This window comes from Actinomadura rugatobispora, from assembly GCF_042656285.1.
In the GTDB taxonomy this organism is placed as follows: Bacteria; Actinomycetota; Actinomycetes; order Streptosporangiales; family Streptosporangiaceae; genus Spirillospora; species Spirillospora rugatobispora.
Window position 1 is genome coordinate 34,270 of sequence record NZ_JBHSON010000085.1, and the last position, 18,040, is coordinate 52,309.

Annotated in this window: 17 protein-coding genes; 8 read left to right on the plus strand and 9 right to left on the minus strand. The window is 71.6% G+C overall.

The features are described 5' to 3' along the window. The first annotated feature begins 29 nt into the window (after positions 1–29). Together ACFPZN_RS42550 and ACFPZN_RS42555 are read left to right on the plus strand one after the other, a co-directional pair. A complete protein-coding gene (locus ACFPZN_RS42550; RefSeq protein ID WP_378288289.1) occupies positions 30–1,274 on the plus strand; it encodes a PP2C family protein-serine/threonine phosphatase in 1,245 nt (414 codons plus the stop codon). Between the two features lie 553 nt (positions 1,275–1,827). Further along, complete coding sequence (locus ACFPZN_RS42555) at positions 1,828–2,280, plus strand: hypothetical protein (protein WP_378288290.1); 453 nt, start codon at positions 1,828–1,830, stop codon at positions 2,278–2,280. Between the two features lie 132 nt (positions 2,281–2,412). Here the strand turns inward: ACFPZN_RS42555 and ACFPZN_RS42560 are convergent, their stop codons facing one another. The 4 genes from ACFPZN_RS42560 to ACFPZN_RS42575 all read right to left on the minus strand — a co-directional run bounded on the left by ACFPZN_RS42560 (position 2,413) and on the right by ACFPZN_RS42575 (position 4,400). Continuing rightward, entirely contained in the window at positions 2,413–2,892 is a 480-nt protein-coding gene (locus ACFPZN_RS42560) for a hypothetical protein (protein ID WP_378288291.1), read from the minus strand. Between the two features lie 141 nt (positions 2,893–3,033). Then, complete coding sequence (locus ACFPZN_RS42565) at positions 3,034–3,477, minus strand: STAS domain-containing protein (protein WP_378288292.1); 444 nt, start codon at positions 3,475–3,477, stop codon at positions 3,034–3,036. Between the two features lie 58 nt (positions 3,478–3,535). Continuing rightward, positions 3,536–4,120, minus strand: a complete 585-nt coding sequence (locus ACFPZN_RS42570; protein WP_378288293.1) for a DUF5994 family protein — start codon at positions 4,118–4,120, stop codon at positions 3,536–3,538. Between the two features lie 76 nt (positions 4,121–4,196). Next, complete coding sequence (locus ACFPZN_RS42575; protein WP_378288294.1) at positions 4,197–4,400, minus strand: hypothetical protein; 204 nt, start codon at positions 4,398–4,400, stop codon at positions 4,197–4,199. 439 nt (positions 4,401–4,839) lie between these two features. On the opposite strand from ACFPZN_RS42575, the gene ACFPZN_RS42580 reads away from it, so the two are divergent. Continuing rightward, the gene (locus ACFPZN_RS42580) at positions 4,840–5,640 is read left to right on the plus strand and encodes a tyrosine-type recombinase/integrase (protein ID WP_378288295.1); all 801 of its coding nucleotides are present in this window, start codon (positions 4,840–4,842) and stop codon (positions 5,638–5,640) included. A gap of 514 nt (positions 5,641–6,154) precedes the next feature. Here ACFPZN_RS42580 and ACFPZN_RS42585 read toward each other — a convergent pair. Together ACFPZN_RS42585 and ACFPZN_RS42590 are read right to left on the minus strand one after the other, a co-directional pair. Beyond that, a complete protein-coding gene (locus ACFPZN_RS42585) occupies positions 6,155–7,786 on the minus strand; it encodes an acyl-CoA dehydrogenase family protein (protein ID WP_378288296.1) in 1,632 nt (543 codons plus the stop codon). A gap of 65 nt (positions 7,787–7,851) precedes the next feature. Continuing rightward, on the minus strand, positions 7,852–8,883 hold the full coding sequence (locus ACFPZN_RS42590) for a hypothetical protein (RefSeq protein ID WP_378288297.1): 1,032 nt from the start codon (positions 8,881–8,883) through the stop codon (positions 7,852–7,854). Between the two features lie 148 nt (positions 8,884–9,031). Between ACFPZN_RS42590 and ACFPZN_RS42595 the strand changes: the two genes are divergently transcribed. From ACFPZN_RS42595 to ACFPZN_RS42605, 3 genes are all read left to right on the plus strand, one after another. Next, positions 9,032–9,745, plus strand: coding sequence for a DUF1707 SHOCT-like domain-containing protein (locus ACFPZN_RS42595; RefSeq protein ID WP_378288298.1), 714 nt, complete (start codon positions 9,032–9,034; stop codon positions 9,743–9,745). 421 nt (positions 9,746–10,166) lie between these two features. Next, positions 10,167–10,325, plus strand: coding sequence for a hypothetical protein (locus tag ACFPZN_RS42600; RefSeq protein ID WP_378288299.1), 159 nt, complete (start codon positions 10,167–10,169; stop codon positions 10,323–10,325). Positions 10,326–10,400: 75 nt separating this feature from the next. Next, the gene (locus tag ACFPZN_RS42605) at positions 10,401–11,684 is read left to right on the plus strand and encodes a hypothetical protein (protein ID WP_378288300.1); all 1,284 of its coding nucleotides are present in this window, start codon (positions 10,401–10,403) and stop codon (positions 11,682–11,684) included. Positions 11,685–11,767: 83 nt separating this feature from the next. Here the strand turns inward: ACFPZN_RS42605 and ACFPZN_RS42610 are convergent, their stop codons facing one another. The 3 genes from ACFPZN_RS42610 to ACFPZN_RS42620 form a co-directional block, all read right to left on the minus strand. Further along, complete coding sequence (locus ACFPZN_RS42610; RefSeq protein ID WP_378288301.1) at positions 11,768–12,580, minus strand: sirohydrochlorin chelatase; 813 nt, start codon at positions 12,578–12,580, stop codon at positions 11,768–11,770. Next, a complete protein-coding gene (locus ACFPZN_RS42615; RefSeq protein ID WP_378288302.1) occupies positions 12,562–13,272 on the minus strand; it encodes a phosphoadenylyl-sulfate reductase in 711 nt (236 codons plus the stop codon). The genes ACFPZN_RS42610 and ACFPZN_RS42615 overlap by 19 nt, the downstream gene beginning before the upstream one ends. A 224-nt stretch (positions 13,273–13,496) precedes the next feature. Next, positions 13,497–15,167, minus strand: a complete 1,671-nt coding sequence (locus ACFPZN_RS42620) for a nitrite/sulfite reductase (RefSeq protein ID WP_378288303.1) — start codon at positions 15,165–15,167, stop codon at positions 13,497–13,499. 581 nt (positions 15,168–15,748) lie between these two features. On the opposite strand from ACFPZN_RS42620, the gene ACFPZN_RS42625 reads away from it, so the two are divergent. Continuing rightward, the gene (locus ACFPZN_RS42625) at positions 15,749–16,849 is read left to right on the plus strand and encodes a YihY/virulence factor BrkB family protein (protein WP_378288304.1); all 1,101 of its coding nucleotides are present in this window, start codon (positions 15,749–15,751) and stop codon (positions 16,847–16,849) included. Between the two features lie 55 nt (positions 16,850–16,904). After that, positions 16,905–17,861, plus strand: coding sequence for a phosphotriesterase family protein (locus ACFPZN_RS42630; protein WP_378288305.1), 957 nt, complete (start codon positions 16,905–16,907; stop codon positions 17,859–17,861). The last annotated feature ends 179 nt before the right edge of the window (positions 17,862–18,040 follow it).

Consider the following 18,040-nt stretch of genomic DNA (forward strand, 5'->3'; position numbering starts at 1 on the left):
AGCGGGGCGGTGCGGGGCATCAAGTGGACATGGCCGGATGGGAAGGGCAGCGGGAGAAGGTTGTGGTGGACCGGTCCGAGGGGTTCGGTGAGCGGTTGCTGGGCGTGTTGCTGGACCGGGCGCATGAGATGCCGCCGCAGTTGGTCGCGCCGTTGATCGCGGAGGAGGTCGCGAGGATCGGTGGCCGGGATGTCTCCATCCTGCTGCAGGACTATGACCAGATGCTGCTGCTTCCGTTGCCGGGCAGGCATCTGATGGTCGGTGAGCCTGAGCTGATCGACGGCTCTGTGGCCGGCAGGGCCTTCCTGGATGTGGTCATCGTCGAAGAGCCGCTGGCCGCCGCCGTCCGGGTGTTCCTGCCGCTGCTGGACGGCAGTGATCAGGTCGGTGTGCTGGCTTTGACGCTGGACTCCGTCGATGACGATGACCGGCGGTTGCTGCGCCGGCTGGCCGGTCTGGTCGCCGACATGCTGGTCACCAAGAACAGCTACACCGATCGGTTCTTCAAGGCGCGACGTCGCGAGCCGATGAGCGTGGCCGCCGAGATCCAGTGGTCGCTGCTGCCCCCGTTGAGGATGACCACCCCGCAGGTCGTGGTCGCGGGGATGCTGGAGCCGGCCTACAACGTCGCCGGTGACAGCTTCGACTACGCCCTCAACGACGACATCCTGCATGTGGCCGTCATCGACGCGATGGGGCACGGCTTGAACGCCGCGGTCCTGGCCACCGTCGCCATCGGCGCCTACCGCCATGCGCGGCGGGCCGATGTCGGGCTGGCCGAGTTGTACGCGTTCATGGACTCGGCGATCGTCGAGCAGTTCGAACCCGAGCAGTTCGTCACGGCGCAGATGGCGCGGCTGGACGTCGGGACGGGGCGCCTGGAATGGGTCAACGCCGGTCACCCCGCCCCGCTGCTGATCCGCGATCACCGGGTGATCCGCAGCCTGGAATCCGCCACCACCCTGCCGGTCGGGTTCGGCGGCGACCAGCCACAGGTCAGCGAGCTGGCGCTCCAGCAAGGTGATCAATTGTTGTTCTTCACCGACGGGCTCGTCGAGGAGCGCCAAGCCGGTGGGGAGCAGTTCGGGGAGCAGCGTCTCATCAACGTCATCGACCGGGCCGCACGCGAAGGCATGAACACCCAGGCGCTGGCACGCACGTACTCCCACAGCCTCATGCGGGAACGACGCGGGATCACCACCGATGACGCCACACTCCTGCTGGTCGAGTGGAACGGAGGCAGCGCCGACCACCTGGCCGTCCTGGAAACCTGATCACGGTCATCGCCGCCGACACCCGGGGCCGGGACGCTCCGCTGATCGGCGCAGCGGACCCGGCTCTCGCCGTCGCGACCGCCGGCCGAGGGGGAGCGACTCGACCGCACCCCGGTCACCGAACGGGCCTGCCGGCAGCCCAACACAGCAATGACCAGCACACCCGAACCTTCGCCCCCGGACCTGAGCAGCTGCACCCCAGACCCGGCCCTCGGCGACCACCCACCCATCACTCGACGGACACCAAGATCATGATTGGGAAAGCTCATGACCGCGTACATCTGGCGTTGAACGTGGGCAGCGGCCTCCTTGCCGATCTTTGGCGTAGAAGTCGACGTTGCCCGGGCGGGCGTGGTGCGGCTCGGTCCGCAGTTCGGCGGCGCTGTGGCCCGGCGGCCGCCAGATGTGTCAGGGCCGAGTGGCTCAGCCGGTGCGGGACGAACGGGCGGGCAGAGGTCGGCAACGAGGGAGAGGCATGGCCTCAAGTGGCGGCGCGATGGAAAGAAGCTTTTTCGAGATTGGGCAGCGGCACGTGAAAGAGAGGGAGCCTCTCATGCGCATCACCGACCGATCGGTCCCAGAGGTGAGCCGGGCGCACGGGCCGGTGCGGGAGCTGCAGGGCGACCTGGTCCGCTACGAGCGGACCATGCGGCAGACCGCGACGATCGCTGTGTGCAGCGGCGCCGCCAGTGGCCTGGTGCTGGGCGCGCTGATCGCCTCCGGCCTGTCCTGGGGCGGGAGGGGCAGGCTCGTGCTCGCGGTGAGCTGCGCGGCTTGCGGTGCGCTGTTGGCCGCCGGTGTGCTGCGCGTGGGGCGGGGGCGGTTGCGAGACCGTCTCGATCGCATGTTGGCGGCCGAGGCGGTGCACCACGAGCAGGCCATCCGCGAGCAGCTGGAGCGGCTGCGGCACTCGGGGCTGAGCCGCGGGAAGCTGGCGCGCTCGTGCGTGCACGCGATCGAGATGACGCAGCGCGCGAAGCGCCGCAGAGGTGGTGGTCACCGGTGAGCGAGCTGATCGAGGGCGCGGCCGGGAGCTGGGCGTGCCGGAGGCGCTGCGCGCGGTGCCAAGCGTTATGCCGGGTCAGGCACCTGTTAATGATCAACGAGCCCTCCGGGTAGCTGGCCGACCGCCGTGTGATCAGGCAGGGGGGACGGTTTGGCGATCGGTGCTGTTGGCGTCCGGCTGGTACCAGGTGAAGGCGTGGGTGTACCAGGTGGCGGTGCCGTTGCGGGCGGGGCGGAGCCCGTAGGTGAGGGCGATGATGCTGCGACGGGGCTCTGGGCCGCCTGCGGGTGTCGGGTCATCGGGGACGAGCCGGTCGGGGGTGGCGGCTTGAATCTCGCCCAGCAGCAGGCGGTCGGCTGAGCGTAGTTCCAGCCGCAGGTCTATCGGGCCGTGTGAGTGGGCGGCGGAGCGGGTGGGCAACTCTTGGATCAGTGACGCCACCTGATGGGCGAGGGCGTCCGCGGCCGGCCCCAGTCCCCACCGCCGCAGGGCGGTGTGGATCGCCCGGCGGGTGTGGGCGGTCGCCGACCGCCCGCTGGGCAGTCGCCATCGGCCGGTGCGCAGCACCGGTGGTGCGGCGCCGTCGGCGTGGTGATGGGGCACGGTGGTCACGGAGTCCACAAGCAGGCCCGGGCGGGGCCCGGGCTCGGTCGGCGGCACTTGGATCGCACCCGGTTTGGTCGCATCGCCGGTCCTGTGCCCGGCGTTCAGGTGCTTATGCGGCCGGTTCGGCCAGCGGCTGCAGGCGTTGAGTCAGGCTTGGAGTGCGGGCTCGGCGCTTGGGGTGGAGGCCGGGTGGACGGAAAGGCTGCGGTCCAGTCCTGTGATGCGCAGCAGTTTGGCGACCTGCGGCCGGGGGTTGGCCAGTTGCAGGGTGATGCCGATTCCGGTGGCGCGGCGTTGGATGCCGATCAGTACGGCCAGGCCGGTGGCGTCGCAGAACGACACCTCGCCCAGGTCCACGATCAGCAGCCGGGCGCTGTGGTGCAGTGAGCCGAGCAGGTGTTCGCGCAGCGCCGGGGCGGAGGCGATGTCGAGTTCGCCGTGGAGGGCGACGATGGTGTGGCCGGGGCGCCCATGGGTGGGCAAGTCCGCTTTGGTCGCGGCCTGGGAGCGCCGGAGGTTGGTGAACCCGGGGTGTCCGGCGTACCAGTTGGTCGCGGTGGATGCGGTGGTGGCGGGCGGGATGATGGTCATGGCGATCTCCGATCGCAGGTGTGCAGACCCGGCCGCTCCGGCCGGGGTGGCGGACCGGTCACTGCGCCGCCGGTTGTCGGTCTAGCCGCCCGCCCTCGCTCTCCCAGGCGTTGTGGGATGCCGTCTCGCTCCCCGCCGGGTCACGCGGGCCGACCGGTGCGGTGAGGGCGGCGAGCAGGTCGGGGGTGTGTAGATGGTTGGCGGGGTGGGCGGCCAGTTCCATGGCTGCGTGGGCCTCCGCGTGGGGTGTGGGTGCCGGGACGGTGAGCAGGTCGAGGTGCCGGCCGTCGGCGTAGATCGCGGTGAGCAGCCCGGCGGGCAGGGGGTCGACCCAGCTCAGGCCCACCGTTCGGATGCCGTCGGCGCTGTCGACGCGCAGGCTGGCAGGATGGCTGTCCCAGTCGGCGGCCCGCAGCGTGATGTGGGCGACGGGCCGGTGATCGTCGGGCGGGTTGGCGTTGTGGGTGCGCAGGGCCAGGGCCAGCCCAGGCAGTTCGGCGGCCGGGTCGGCCGAGCGTGGCCACCATCCGCCCTCCAGCGGCGCCTGTGGCGAGCCGGCGGCCCGCGGCGGCCGCAGGCACAGCCGTGGTGTCGAGGGCGGCGGGAGGCTGATCGTTGTTCCTGTTTCAGTGAGAGTCCACATGGGTCGTTGCCCTTTCCCCCGGGCCGCCGGGTGGCGGCTCGGGGCGGATGGTGATCGGGATGGCCGGCCGGACGGTTCAGTGGCGTTCCCGCAGATGCGGGACGAGGCGGCGAAGCGGGGTGAGCCACGCGGTTCCGGTCACCAGCGTGACCAGGATCGCGGCGGCCACCAGGGTCGTCAGCGCCATGGCCACCGCCATCGGCAGGCCGGCCAGGACCAGGAACACGACGAACACGATCATCGCGGCCGGCACGATCACTGCGGGCCGGACCTGGTCCATCCGGGAAACCCCCTTGCCCGCAATTGCACCGGGCCGGTCGGGTCGACGAGCACGATTGAACATCGGCATGTACAACCCCCTGTCGGGGTGAGCCGGTGTGGCGGGTCACCCTCAGCGTGGGGATGTCGTCGTTGCCGGATATCTTTATTCTACTCCAAGAACTTCCGATATCGCGAAATATCTGAAGTAACCTCCAGTTATGACTTCCGATACTTCGTCCCCGACCGGTTCCCCTTCCTCAGTACCGGCTTCCGAGACCTCGCCGCGCCCGTCCGACGGCGCGACTCCGCAGGCCGGGCGCCGTCGGGGCGCTCGGCCGACCCCGCTTCCCGAGGGCCTGCAGCCGGTGTTCGCCGCTTACCAGCGCAGCATCGCCCTCCCGAGCGAATCACTGGATGCCGATACGGTCCGCGTCTATGCCTCCCGGGTCCGCCAGTACTTGGCCTGGCTCGCCATCGCTCTCGCCGACGGGACGATCGAGGGCGACCCGCTCACCGACCCCGGCGCGAGCGACCGTGCTGCCCGGGACTACCGCACCCACTTGCAGACCGCGCTCAAACGCAAACCCGCCACCATCAACGCGCACCTGACCGCGGTCGATGACTTCTACCGCCGCCGCGGACTCGGCCCCGCCGCCGCCGAACGCGCCGACATCCCCCCGGCCGCACCCCGGCCCTTGGACGAAGGCGACCAGCTCGCCCTGCTGCGTGAGGCCGACCGCGCCCCGCTGCGCGACAAGGCGATCGCCTTCACCGCCTTCTACGCCGGCACCCGCATCAGTGAGACCACCCGCCTGGACACCGGCGACGTCCGCACCCCGGCTCTCAACGGCCATCTGATCGTCCGGGCCGGCAAGAACGGCAGATGCCGTGAGATCCCCCTGCACCCCAAGCTCCGCACCGTGCTGGAGGAGTGGCTGCGCGAGCGGGCCGACTGGAAAGGCGCCGATGCCAGCCCCGCACTGTTCCTTAACCGCCGCGGCGGCCGCCTGTCGGCCCGCTCGGCCTACACCGTGCTGCGCGCCATCGCCGCCGCCGCGAACCTGCCGATCGGCCGCGACGGCGTCTTCACCCCGCGCGTCCTGCGGCACACCGCCGGCACCATCATGACCCGCCAGGGCACCGACATCGTCGTCGTCGCCGAACTCCTGGGCCACACCCTCGAAACCGCCCGCCGCTACAGCCTGCCCACCCGCCGCGACCGCCAGAAAGCCATCGAACGACTCGCCGTCGACGAATGACAGTGCTCCAGGTCGCGCGTGTACATTCTGGACTTCACACAACCCGGGGCACCTCGGGAACCTGGAGTCGGTTGTCCGCTGCTGAGGGGACGCCCGAACACTCTGCACCGACTGCATCCTGCGCACGCACCGGCGGGCATGTTGGCTCGCTGTCGGCTCGGCGGGATCGGTACGGGACGGCACGCGACGACATGGCCCGGCACCGAAATGGGGCTGGACGCGGATAGAACGGCACAGAGCAACACCGTCTACACCGAGGCGACATGATCCCTGCGGGCTTTTAATCCGCAGGTTGTGGGTTCGAGTCCCACTCTGACCGCTGCAAACGAGCCCAGTTGGACGTGCCCACGATCAAGTCTGGGGCCGAACTGAGATGAATAACAGCAAGGGCGGACCCCAGCGCAGCAGCTATCTACTATCCGGTACGTTAGCGGATGATCTTCAGTGGGATTGTGGTCGGGCGCGCTGATCTGGTGCCTCGCCGCGCCCTCAATGGTGGTGCTTGAGCGTGGGCTCAGCCGATCTTCGGGGTCGCCCGGTCGATGATCGGAGCGAGGTTCAAGCCTGGGGGCAGGGTGCCGAAGGCGGCTCCCCGGTCGCCGGCCAGGCGGGTGGTGCAGAAGGCGTCGGCGACGGCCGGGTGACCGTACCTGACCAGCAGCGATGCCTGTAGTACGAGGGCCAGACGTTCGGCTACGCGGCGGGCGCGGTACTCGATCGTCTCAATGTCGGCGAAGGCGTCTTTCGCTTCCTTGACGGCGGCGTCGAGGCGCGGGTCGGCGCCCTGGGCGAGGTCGACTTCGTCGAAAAACGCATCCAGTGTCTGAGGCCCACGTAGAGTGGCCCTGAGGAGATCGAGTGCCGCCACGTTGCCCGAGCCCTCCCAGATGGAGTTCAGGGGCGACTCGCGGAACAGCCGGGGCATGCCCGACTCCTCGACGTAGCCGTTGCCGCCCAGGCATTCCAGGGCCTCGGCCGCGTGGGCGGGCCAGCGCTTGCAGACCCAGTACTTGCCGACCGCCAGGGCGAGCCGCTTGAACGCCGTCTCCCGCTCGTCGCCCCGCACGGAGCGGTCGGTGGCGCCCGCCAGCCGCGCCATCAGCGTGGTCGCCGCCTCCGACTCCAGCGCCAGGTCGGCCAGCACGTTGCGCATCAGCGGCTGGTCGATCAGGTACCGGCCGAACGCCTTGCGGTGCGCGGCGTGGTGCGCGGCCACGGTGACGCCCTGCCGCATCCCGGCGGCCGCGCCGATCAGGCAGTCCAGCCGGGTCATGTTGACCATCTCGATGATGGTGCGGACGCCGCGGCCCTCTTCGCCGACCCGCCACGCCACCGCGTTCTCGTACTCGACCTCGGCGGAGGCGTTGGACCTGTTGCCCAGCTTGTCCTTCAGCCGCATCAGGCGCATCGGGTTGAGCGCGCCGTCCGGCAGCACGCGCGGCACGAGGAAGCAGGTCAGGCCGCCGGGGGCCTGCGCCAGCGTCAGGAACAGGTCGCACATCGGGGCGCTGGTGAACCACTTGTGCCCCACCAGCCGGTACGTGCCGTCCGGCCGGGGCGCGGCCTGCGTGGTGTTGGCGCGGACGTCGGAGCCGCCCTGCTTCTCGGTCATCGACATGCCGGCCAGCAGCCCGGCCTTGCCGGACGGCTCGCGCAGCCCGAAGTCGTACACCGGCGCGGCCAGCAGCGGCTCGAACCGGGCGGCCAGCTCGGGGGCCTGCCGCAGCGCCGGGACGGCCGCGTACGTCATCGAGATCGGGCAGCCGTGCCCGGCGTCGACCCGCCACACGTAGAACTTCGCGGCGCGGGCGACGTGGGCGCCCTCGCGATCGTCGGCCCAGGGGGCGCCGTGCAGGCCGTGCTCCACGGCGGTGCGCATCAGCTCGTGCCAGGCGGGGTGGAACTCGACCTCGTCGACGCGGTGCCCGTAGCGGTCGTGCGTGCGCAGCGCGGGCGGGTGTTCGTTGGCGAGCCGGCCCCATTCCTGGGCCTCCTCGGTCCCGGCGAGCCGTCCGAGGGCGTGCACCTCGGCCAGGGCGGCGCCGGCGCCCTCCCGGGCGAGCCCGTCCAGCAGGGCGGGATCGTCGGCCAGGTCATGGCCGGCCAGCGGGGGAACCTGGTTGAACACTTCGTGTGTCGCCGTCACCGCACCGCTCCCAACACCGTCGCCGGCCGCTTCCACCCGCAGGATACCGAGCCGCGTTCGGCCTCTCAGACGACGACGGAGAGGAGGGCGATGAGCAGGGCGCGCAAGGCGGGGGCCGGTTCGGCCTGGAGCCGCAGCCCGGCGCGTTGCCCGGACCTGGCCGGCCAGACCGAGGCGACCACGGCCGTGCCGGGGTCGCGGACGACCAGGGCGCCGCGGGGATGGCGGCCCCTGTTCCGTGTCCGGCGGGCGGTGGCGAGGACCCGCTCCTCGGGGTCGCACAGCCTCCAGCGGGGGGACGTCGCCACGACCGAGCCCACCGCCGTGCCGTCCGGCCATCGGACGCGGTACTCGACGGGCCGGGCGCCCTCCACCCAACGGGTGATGTGGAGCAGGGGCCTGCCCTCGGGAGAGCGCAGGCATGTCCCTTGCGCGCGGTCGCCCTGCGTGGCGACCTCGATGCCGGCGTGCTGGTAGGCGTTCCTCACCAGGCGGAGGCCGGTGGCGGTGAACAGCGCCGAACGCTGGACGTCCGCGGGCGAGAGCGCCAGCCGTCCGTCGTCGCCACCGGTCCACCACTCGCCGAGCTCGGCCGCCAGGACCAGCCGCCGGACCCGCTCGACCCTGGCCTCGTTCATCCAGCCGGGTTCGCACAGCGGGATCACGGCGATGTCGGGATCGGGCCGCAGCCGTTCGGGGAAGCGCCGGCCGGTCACCGCGGTGCCGTCGCACCAGACGGCGAGCCGGGGCCGGCCCGCCGCGTCCAGGATCCCCACACCGGCGATGGCCGAGGCCGGGACGGTCACGCGGCGTCGTCCCCAGGGGCGCACGACGGTCAGCCCCTCCGGACCCAGGACGCAGTGGGGCTGCGTGAGGACCATCGCCACGGCCGGGACGCCTCCCAGCGCGGCGCCCGCGCCGAGCGAGAGCGGCATGGCGAAGCCGAACTCCGCGCCCCAGAGGAGGGCCATGCCGGCCGGCAGGGCCGTGAAGTACGCGGTCTCGAAGACGTTCCGCGCTGCCAGCGGGCGCCACCCGATCACGATGGGGCTGAGCGAGGCGGGCGCCGGGGACGAGGGGGAACCGATCGGCGCCATGTCCTTATTCTTACGCTTTGTCAGGACACCTGGCAGGACCATGGCCAGGCCGGAGGGGGCCACGGCCGCGGGGTCCTCCCAAAGAGCCGGGGCGATCTCGTCCGCGCGGCGGATTGCCTGCGGGCCCGGAGGGCATATTTTCTGAATCATGAGTCAGCCCACCCCGCCGCAGGGCCGACGGCCATCCGAGCACCGGCCGGCCGCCCCGTCCGAGTCCCCGTACACCTCCGCCGCGCCGGCGGACGGCGCGGCGGGAGGCTCGGTCCGCGCCTCCGACGCCGAGCGCGAGGCCGTGGTGGAGGGGCTGCGGGTGGCGTCGGTGGAGGGCCGGCTGACCTTCGAGGAACTGGCCGAGCGCACCGAGGCCGCCTACCTGGCCGTCACCCGCGGCGACCTGGAGAGCGTCACCGCCGACCTGCCCGGGATGGGCGCGCCCGGCGCCGACCCGGCGCCGCTGCAGGTGAAGCGGCGCTTCACCGCGATCATGGGCGACTGCAAGGAGCGCATCAGCGGCCGGGTCGACCAGCAGCTGGAGGCGCTGTCGGTGATGGGCGACATCGTCCTCGACCTGCGCGGCGCCCAGGTGCCCAGCGGCGAGGTCAGCGTGGTCGCCACCGCCGTGATGGGCGATGTGAAGGTCATCGTGCCGGACGGCGTGAACGTCGAGATGTCGGGCTACTGCGTGATGGGCGACCGGAGCGTGCAGGTCCGGGAGGCCCGGGAGGGGCGGCGGGTCCCGCTGGTTCGGGTGAAGGCGCAGGTGGTCATGGGCGACCTGAAGATCGTCGACGACGAGCACCACGCCCCCGTGCGGCGGGCGCTGGCGTCCTGGTGGGAGGGGCGCAAGGCCCGCCGCGACTGACGGTCAGCGGGGGTGGTCGCGGGAGGCGCCGCCGCCGCGGGTGACCGGGGCGAACCGTTCGTCGTGCGTCTGCTCGGGCTCGTGGCCGAGCTCCTCGCGATCAGTCATGTGGTCCGCATACCCGATGGGGCCGCGGTATGCGTGCCCCCGGCGGCGGGCCGTCCGGCGCGGCTGGCGCGCCGGTCACGTTCTGCGATAAGGTGGCTACAGGCAGGCAACGCTGTTGCCTGCGCGTGCCCAGTCCCGCAGTCGGCGTCCGAAGTCCCGCAGTCCCAGTCGCGCAGTCGCAGTCACGCGTCCCCGTCGTGCGTCGGCGTCCTCATGTTCTCGTCGTAGTTCCACGTCCCAGTCCTGAAGTCGGCGTCCGTCAGGAAGTCAGCGTCTTCGTTCGAGTCGCCCGGAACGACAAGCGTCAGAGGCGATGATGGACCAAGAGACCGAGTTTCTGATCTGTGCGGCGGTGCTCACCGGAACGGCCGTGGCGGCGGTGACCCTGCCGGAGCAGACGATCAGTCTGCTGGCGGGTCTGCTGATCGAAGCCCTTCTGAGGTGGGCCCTCCTCAAGCGGGATCGGCCATAGGCGATCCCGCTCACTCAGCTTCCGCTGGGGACCTCATCGCTCGGTGATGAGGTCCCCAGCGCAATCGGAGGGACCATGGACAGGTTTCTGATCGATCTCACCCGGGCGCACGCGGGAACCGAGGGCGAGGTGCTCCGGGCGCTCCACGACGCGCACCCCTGGAACTCGGGCACCGCGGTCGAATGCCTCGTACTCGCCGCGCAGGCGGTCGCGGACGGCCAGTACGGCGTCGTCCGCGCCGACGTGGGGGAGACGGCCGACGACGCCGCCGTCGCCGCGGCCGTCCACCAGCGGGTGAGCCAGGCCCGCGCCGACGGCCGGGAGGTGGCGGTCGCCTCGTTCCGCGGCAGCGTGAAGAACGTGGCGGAGATGCTCGGCGTCATGCTCGGCGGCGTCACCTTCGTCCACCTGGCGCCCTTCGCCCCCGCGGCGGAGGCGGCGGCCGAGGGCATGGTCTGGGACGACGCGTGGATGCCCCGCGACGAGGCCGTGGACGCGCTGGTCCAGGCGATCGGCCGGTCCGCCGCGCGGATGCGGATGACCGACCTGCGCAAGGCCCTGACCGCCTACAATCCGCGGTTCCGCAAGCAGGTCGGCACGTTCAACTCCCGGCCCAAGTTCGTCTCCACGCTGGTGGGCTTCGCGGTCGACCGCGGGCTCGCCGTCACCACGCACACCTCGGGCGAGGACAACAATCCGGTGCTGGAACTGACCCCGGCGGGCCGCGCCCGCGTCACCGCTCCGGTGCTGCCGTCCCCGATGCCGCCGCCGGGCCAGGACGCGATCGCGTCGGCGGACGGGAGCCGCTCCCGCTCGCACCTGTTCGTCGACGTGCTGCGCAAGAACGAGATGGGGCCGTTCCAGGAGTTGCGCCTGGACATCTACGAGGAGCTGGAGCGCCTCGTCAAGGAGGGGACCCGGCCGCCGCAGCAGCTGATCCGGGACGCGGTGAACGCGGTCCGCGACCAGCGCAAGGGGGCGCCCAGCAAGTCGGGCAAGCAGTTCCCCTGGACCGGCGTCCGGACGTTCATGGGCAAGCTGACCAGGCGGGTCCCGGTGCTGCTGCACGACGGCCGCCCGGTCACGCTGTCCCTGGGGCAGGACGCCGTCGCGGTCACCGAACTGGCCCACGGCTGGCGGCTGACCCTGGACGGCGAGCTGATCTGCTTCATGCTGGAGAGGGGCGTGCAGATCACCGTCGACGACTACGACGAGCTCGCCGGAGCCCTCTACAACAGCCGCCGCGACGAGTTCTACGACCTCGCCCACGAGGTCGTCGCGCACCTGGCGAGGAGCGGCCGCGTCGTGGAGTCGCCCGACGACGCGATGACGATCGTTCTCGCGCCTCCGGCCGGCTGAACGCCCCGTCCGACCGGTCCGGCGCCGACTCCGCTCGGGCCGGCCGTGTCCACGGGCGTGTCCGCGGACACGCCCGCGAACGGCTACGCCGTGGCCAGCACGCCCGCCCTGGGCGACCCCGGCGCCCTTCCGCCGGCCCCTTCGGCGCGGCCGGCGTCCAGCGCCTCGTCGTAGCGCCGCAGCACCAGCGCGGCGAGTTCGGGAGCGGCGCCCAGCACCGGGGACACCGCGTGCGCCCCGGCGGCCATGGCCTCGTCCCGCACCTTGTCGGCGAAGTAGCCGGGCGCCAGGAAGTACGACGCCACCACCACGCGCGGCGCCCCGGCCGCGCGCAGGGCCGTCACGGCCTCGCCCGGCGACGGGCGGGCCGCGGAGGCGAACGCGGGCACCACGTCCCGCCAGCCCCGCTCCCGCCACTCCCGGGCCATCGCCCCGATCGTGGCGTTCGCGGACGCGTCGCTGGAGCCGGCCGACACCAGCACCACGGCGGTGTCCGGGTCGCCGATCGGCACGCCCGCCTCGGCCAGCCGCCGCTCCAGCGCGGCCATCAGCAGCGGGTGCGGGCCCAGCGTCGCCGCCGTGCGCAGGCCCAGCAGCGGATGCCGCCTCCTGACCTGCGTCAGCACGCCCGGAACGTCGCTCTTGCTGTGGTAGGCGGCGGTCAGCAGCAGCGGCAGCACGACCGCCTCGCCCGCGCCCCCCGCGGCCAGCCCGTCCAGCACCGCGCCGGGCGAGGGCGGGGCGTGGTCCAGGAACGAGGTCAGGACCGGCACCACCGGCCGCCTCGCCCGCACCGCCGACAGCAGTTCCTCCACGGTGGCGGCGGCGCGCGGGTCCTTGCTCCCGTGCGCCACCGCGACCATCGGCGGGCCCACCGTCACAGGTGGATGCCGCATTCGGTCTTGCCCGTCCCGGCCCAGCGGCCGCTGCGCGGGTCCTCGCCGGCGGCGACGGGACGCGTGCACGGCGCGCAGCCGATCGAGGGGTAGCCGTCGTAGTGCAGCGGGTTCACGATGACGCCGTTGTCGGACATGTAGTTGTCCATGTCCTCCTGCGTCCAGTCCAGGATCGGGTTGACCTTGACCATCCCGCGCTTGCGGTCCCACTCGACGACCCTGCGGTCGCGGCGGCTGGCGGTCTCGTCCCGGCGGATCCCGCTGAACCAGGCCATGTAGCCCTCCAGCGCCCGGCCCAGCGGCTCCACCTTGCGCAGGTGGCAGCACAGGTCCGGGTTGCGGCCGTACAGCCGGGGGCCGAGCGCGGCCTCCTGCTCCTCGACCGTGCGGGACGGCGTCACGTTGATCACGTTGACCGGGTAGACGGCCTCGACCGCGTCCCGGGTGCCGATGGTCTCGGCGAAGTGGTAGCCGGTGTCGACGAACAGCACGTCGATGCCGGGCTTGACCTTGGACACCAGATGGATCAGCGCCGCGTCCGACATCGAGGAGGTCAGGCAGATCCGGTCGCCGAACGTGGCCGCCGCCCAGCGGATGACCTCCAGCGAGGAGGCGCCCTCCAGGGCCACCGCGGCCGATTCGACGATGTCTTCGAGATCAAGGGTCGGTCTGTCGGTCTCCAGCAGCGTCACCGAAGGGTCTCCTTGTGTGTGCGGGGCGCTCCAACACCGAGGAACTTCAACATGAAGGAACGGAGGCAGTCACGGCAGAACCACGCCGCTCCCTCGGGCTTGGACTTCGTCGGGCCCCCGGCGTCGCCGGAGGCGGGGGCGGGTGCTTCACGCGGCTCGAGATTCTCGTCACCGCAGTACGGGCAGTAGAACGGCGCGGCACGTTCGCTCATTCCGGTTGCCCGTTACTTGAGATCTGTGTCGTCGGCGCGCTGGACCCAGGCGGCGAAGGTCTCGCCGTCCTGGCGCTGCTCGTCGTACTTGCGCACGACCCGCTCGACGTAGTCGGTCAGCCCGGCCGAGGTGGTCTTCAGCCCGCGGACCTTCTTGCCGAACGTCGCCCCGACCTGGCCGCCCAGATGGATCTGGAAGCCCTCCACCTGGTCGCCGTTCTCGTCCACCACCAGCTGGCCCTTGAGGCCGATGTCGGCGACCTGGATGCGGGCGCACGCGTTCGGGCAGCCGTTGACGTTGATGGTCAGCGGCTGGTCGAAGTGGGGCAGCCGCTTCTCCAGCTCGTCGATGAGGTCCATGGAGCGCTGCTTGGTCTCGACGATCGCCAGCTTGCAGTACTCGATGCCGGTGCAGGCCATCGTCTGCCGGCGGAACGTCGAGGGGCGGACCTGCAGGTCGTGCTCGGCCAGCGCGGCGGCCAGCGGCTCGGTGTTCTCCTCGGGCACGTCGAGGATCACCATCTTCTGCTCGACCGTGGTGGCCACCCGGCCCGACCCGTACCGCTCGGCCAGGTCGGCGATGGTGGTCAGCAGCGGGCCGTTGACCCGGCCGACCTTCGGCGCGAAGCCGACGTAGAAGAGGCCGTCGTTCTGCCGGCGGATGCCGACGTGGTCGCGCTGGGTGAGCGGGGCGGCGGGCTCGGGGCCGTCGGGCAGCGCGTAGCCGAGGTACTCCTTCTCCAGCACCTCGCGGAACTTCTCCGCGCCCCAGTCGTTCATCAGGAACTTGATCCGGGCGCGGTGCCGCAGCCGCCGGTACCCGTAGTCCCGGAAGATCGACACGACGCCCTTCCAGACCTCGTGCGCCTGCTCCGGCTTGACGAACACCCCGAGGCTCTTGGCGAACATCGGGTTGGTGGACAGGCCGCCGCCGACGAACGCCTGGTAGCCGGCCTCGCCGTTCTCGTTCACCGTCCCGACGAACGCGATGTCGTTGATCTCGTGCACGGTGCAGTGGGAGGAGCAGCCCGACAGCGCGCTCTTGAACTTGCGCGGCAGGTTGGAGAACTCGGCCGACCCGATGTAGCGGTCGTGGATGTCGCGGATCTGCGGGGTGGCGTCGATCACCTCGTCGTCGGCGATCCCGGCCAGCGGGCAGCCGATGATCACACGCGGGGTGTCGCCGCAGGCCTCCATGGTGGACAGCCCGACGGCCTCCAGCCGCTCCCAGATCGCCGGGACGTCCTCGATGGCGATCCAGTGGAACTGGACGTTCTGCCGGTCGGTGATGTCGGCGGTGCCGCGCGCGTAGGTGGTCGCGATGTCGGCCACGGCCCGCAGCTGCGGCCCCGACAGCTGGCCGCCGTCGATGCGCACCCGCATCATGAAGTAGCGGTCGTCGAGCTCCTCGTCCTCGAGGATCGCGGTCTTGCCCCCGTCGATGCCCGGCTTGCGCTGGGTGTAGAGCCCGAACCAGCGGAACCGGCCGCGCAGGTCGGCGGGGTCGATCGAGTCGAACCCGGCCTTGGAGTAGATGTCGATGATGCGGCGGCGGACGTTGAGCCCGTCGTCGTTCTTCTTGTTCTCTTCGTTCTTGTTGAGCGGTTCCCGATAGCCGAGGGCCCACTGGCCCTCGCCTTTCTTGCGCTTGGTCGCAGGTGGCACGGCGCGATCCTCATCCATCCGGTGGTGGGACGCGTGGCGCACAGGGCATCGCGAACAGCCGGCTCGACGCTGAGCAGGGGTCGATCAAAGGTGACGCCGGGGCACCACGCGCCGGTGCTAAAACAGGGGGCGTGGTCGGGGCGTCACAGACAGATCGCGCTGCGGACGCGCAGGAAGTCGACGTGCCGGCGCATTACCAGCAACGGATCCGCAGCAGTCATATCTGAACTTTGACACGCCGTCTCGCGGGCTGTCCAGTTGCGTCCGGCATACGGACAGGTGAGAAGTGTCATCCCCGCCGCCTTCACCCCTGCCGCTTCCAGTTGACCGGCGGCTCGGACCGCTCTCCGCCGCCGTCCTCCGCACCGCTCGCGGAGCCGCCCCCGGACGCCGTCCCCGGTGCGGCGCGCCGCGTCGCGGGGGACGGCTGGTGCTGGCAGTCGCACCACGATCCGCCACGGCAGTCCCCGTGGCGGCCGTCGCGGCACGTCTGGCAGATCACCTCTCCATTGTCACCGACGTCCGGCGATGCGCCGAACGTCCGCGAGATGGGTGATCCCCGCAGGTAACGGACCGGTGACACTCTACGGTGTATCGGTGTGACCACGGTTTCGGACCCCGCCGGGACCCCGGCAGAGGAGGGCGACGCGGACTTCGGCAAGGAACGGGCCGCGCTGGGCGGCCGCCTGCGCGCCGGGCTGCTGCTCCCGGCACTGGTGATCGGGCGCGTGCGCGCCCCCCTGCACGCCGCCCGGCGGACCTGCTGGGAACTGGTCCGCGGCACGGCCGTGGCGGCGTTCCGCCACCGGGTGACGGGCCTGGCGGCCGAGGCCGCCTTCTTCGCCCTGCTGTCGCTGCCGCCGCTGGTCATCGGGCTGATCGGGACGATGGGGCACTTCCGCGGCGCGCTGGGGCCGGGCACCGTCGGCGAGATCCGCACCTGGCTGATCGAGCGGGCGCAGACCGTGCTCACCGGACCGGCGGTGGACTCGGTGGTGGTCCCGCTCATCGACGACGTGATCCGCGGCGGCAGCCCCGACATCGTGTCGGTGAGCTTCCTGATCTCGCTGTGGGCCGGTTCGCGGGCCACCAACGTCTACGTCGACACGATCACCATCGCCTACGGGCTGTCCGGGCTGCGCGGTGTGATCCGGACCCGGCTGCGCGCGTTCGTGCTCTACCTGCTCGGGCTGCTGGTGATGATCGTGGTGATCCCGCTGCTGGTGGCGGGACCGGCCCTGGTCCGGCAGGCGCTGCCGGAGAGCGCCGGGTTCCTGCCGGTGCTGTACTGGCCGGTGGTGGTGACGCTGTCGATCCTGTTCCTGGCGATGCTCTACCACATGAGCGTGCCGGTGCGGACGTCCTGGTGGCGCGAGGTGCCGGGCGCGGTGATGGCCCTGCTGATCTGGATCCTGGGCAGCTTCGCGCTGCGGCTCTACCTGGCCGGGTCGCTGGCCGGGGTGTCGGTGTACGGGTCGCTGGCCGCGTCCATCGCGGTGCTCGCCTGGCTGTACGTGGCGGCGCTGGCGGTGCTGATCGGGGCCGCGCTGAACGCCGAGATCGACCAGCGGTGGCCGAGCGCGAACACGGCCCGGGCCCGCGCCGTCCGCGCGGCCGCGCAGGACATCGACCCAGTTCCCGAGCCTGCCGCGGCATCTTCGGCCGGATCCGTGGCCGAAGGTGGCGGCGGGGAAAGGTAAAAACCTCCCCACTCTAGGTCCTGAAAAGGCCAAATATGTCGTAGCCTCGCATGATATGACCCCCCGCGAGGAGCCCGGGCGGCTGCGCACCGTGACCGGAACGATCCCGATCTCCGCCATCACCGGGCCGGTGCTGCCGCATGAGCATCTGCAGCTCGATCTGCGCTGGCCCGCCCGGCCCGCCACGCTGGACTCCGACCCCCGCCGCTGGCTGGACGAGGAGAAGCCGGTCACCCGCGAGCTGGCCGCCCTCCGGGGCGAGCACGACCTCGGCCTCGTCGTCGACCTCACGTGCACCGGGATGGGCCGCAGCGCCGCCTCCCTCGCCCGCATCGGCGCGGGCGCCCGCGTCGCGGTGGTCGCCGGCACGGGGTTCTTCACCCAGCCGTTCCACCCCGCCTACGTCAAGGACGCCGACGCCGACGCCCTCGCCGAGCGGCTGCTCGCCGAGATCGGCTTCGGGCTCGACGGCACCAACGCGCTCCCCGGCGTGATCGGCGAGATCGGCACCTGGGGTGAGACGCCCACCGAGGACGAGGAGCGCTGCCTGCGCGCCGCCGCCCACGCCGGCCGCTACTCCGGCCTGTCGGTGGCCACCTACGGCCGCGCCGGCCTGGCCCAGCTGGAGATCCTCACCGGCGCCGGCCTGCCCCCGCACCGCGTCGCGGTCGGCCAGCAGGACCTGGTGGACGAGCCCGCCGCGCACCGCAAGATCGCCGAGGCGGGCGCCTACGTCTCCTTCGGCTCCCTGGGCCTGGCCGCCGGCCGCCCCGAAGCGCTCGCGACCCGCGTCCGCAACGTGATGGAGTTCCTCGACGGCGGCCACGCCGACCGCCTGCTGCTCAGCACCGGCATCTCGCGCATGACGCAGATCTCCCGATACGGCGGCCACGGCTTCGGCTTCCTCTTCGACACCTTCGTCCCCGCCCTCCGCGCCGCAGGCGCGGACGAGGCCACCCTGAACCGAGTCCTCCACGACAACCCCTTGAGGTGGCTCACCGGGCAGCGCTGATCTGGGGGCTGTGTTTACCTGGGGGGCCACCCCCCAGACCCCCAGGGCGGGGCGATCGGCCCCTTCGCTCGCCTGGCGGCTCGCTACGGGGCCGCCCACCCCGGCAAGGGGCTCCGCCCCCTGCACCCCCGGCAGGAGGGGCTCCGCCCCCCTGCACCCCCCGACAAGCAACACCGCAG

Excerpts from the sequence above, each read along its gene's own strand:
- ACFPZN_RS42600 (WP_378288299.1), top strand. The coding sequence starts at position 10,167 with ATGATGGACCAAGAGACCGAGTTTCTGATCTGTGCGGCGGTGCTCACC.
- ACFPZN_RS42595 (WP_378288298.1), top strand. The coding sequence starts at position 9,032 with ATGAGTCAGCCCACCCCGCCGCAGGGCCGACGGCCATCCGAGCACCGG.
- ACFPZN_RS42550 (WP_378288289.1), top strand. The coding sequence starts at position 30 with ATGGCCGGATGGGAAGGGCAGCGGGAGAAGGTTGTGGTGGACCGGTCC.
- ACFPZN_RS42575 (WP_378288294.1), bottom strand. The coding sequence starts at position 4,400 with ATGGACCAGGTCCGGCCCGCAGTGATCGTGCCGGCCGCGATGATCGTG.
- ACFPZN_RS42570 (WP_378288293.1), bottom strand. The coding sequence starts at position 4,120 with ATGTGGACTCTCACTGAAACAGGAACAACGATCAGCCTCCCGCCGCCC.
- ACFPZN_RS42610 (WP_378288301.1), bottom strand. The coding sequence starts at position 12,580 with ATGCGGCATCCACCTGTGACGGTGGGCCCGCCGATGGTCGCGGTGGCG.
- ACFPZN_RS42620 (WP_378288303.1), bottom strand. The coding sequence starts at position 15,167 with ATGGATGAGGATCGCGCCGTGCCACCTGCGACCAAGCGCAAGAAAGGC.
- ACFPZN_RS42590 (WP_378288297.1), bottom strand. The coding sequence starts at position 8,883 with ATGGCGCCGATCGGTTCCCCCTCGTCCCCGGCGCCCGCCTCGCTCAGC.
- ACFPZN_RS42630 (WP_378288305.1), top strand. The coding sequence starts at position 16,905 with ATGACCCCCCGCGAGGAGCCCGGGCGGCTGCGCACCGTGACCGGAACG.
- ACFPZN_RS42565 (WP_378288292.1), bottom strand. The coding sequence starts at position 3,477 with ATGACCATCATCCCGCCCGCCACCACCGCATCCACCGCGACCAACTGG.
- ACFPZN_RS42555 (WP_378288290.1), top strand. The coding sequence starts at position 1,828 with ATGCGCATCACCGACCGATCGGTCCCAGAGGTGAGCCGGGCGCACGGG.
- ACFPZN_RS42605 (WP_378288300.1), top strand. The coding sequence starts at position 10,401 with ATGGACAGGTTTCTGATCGATCTCACCCGGGCGCACGCGGGAACCGAG.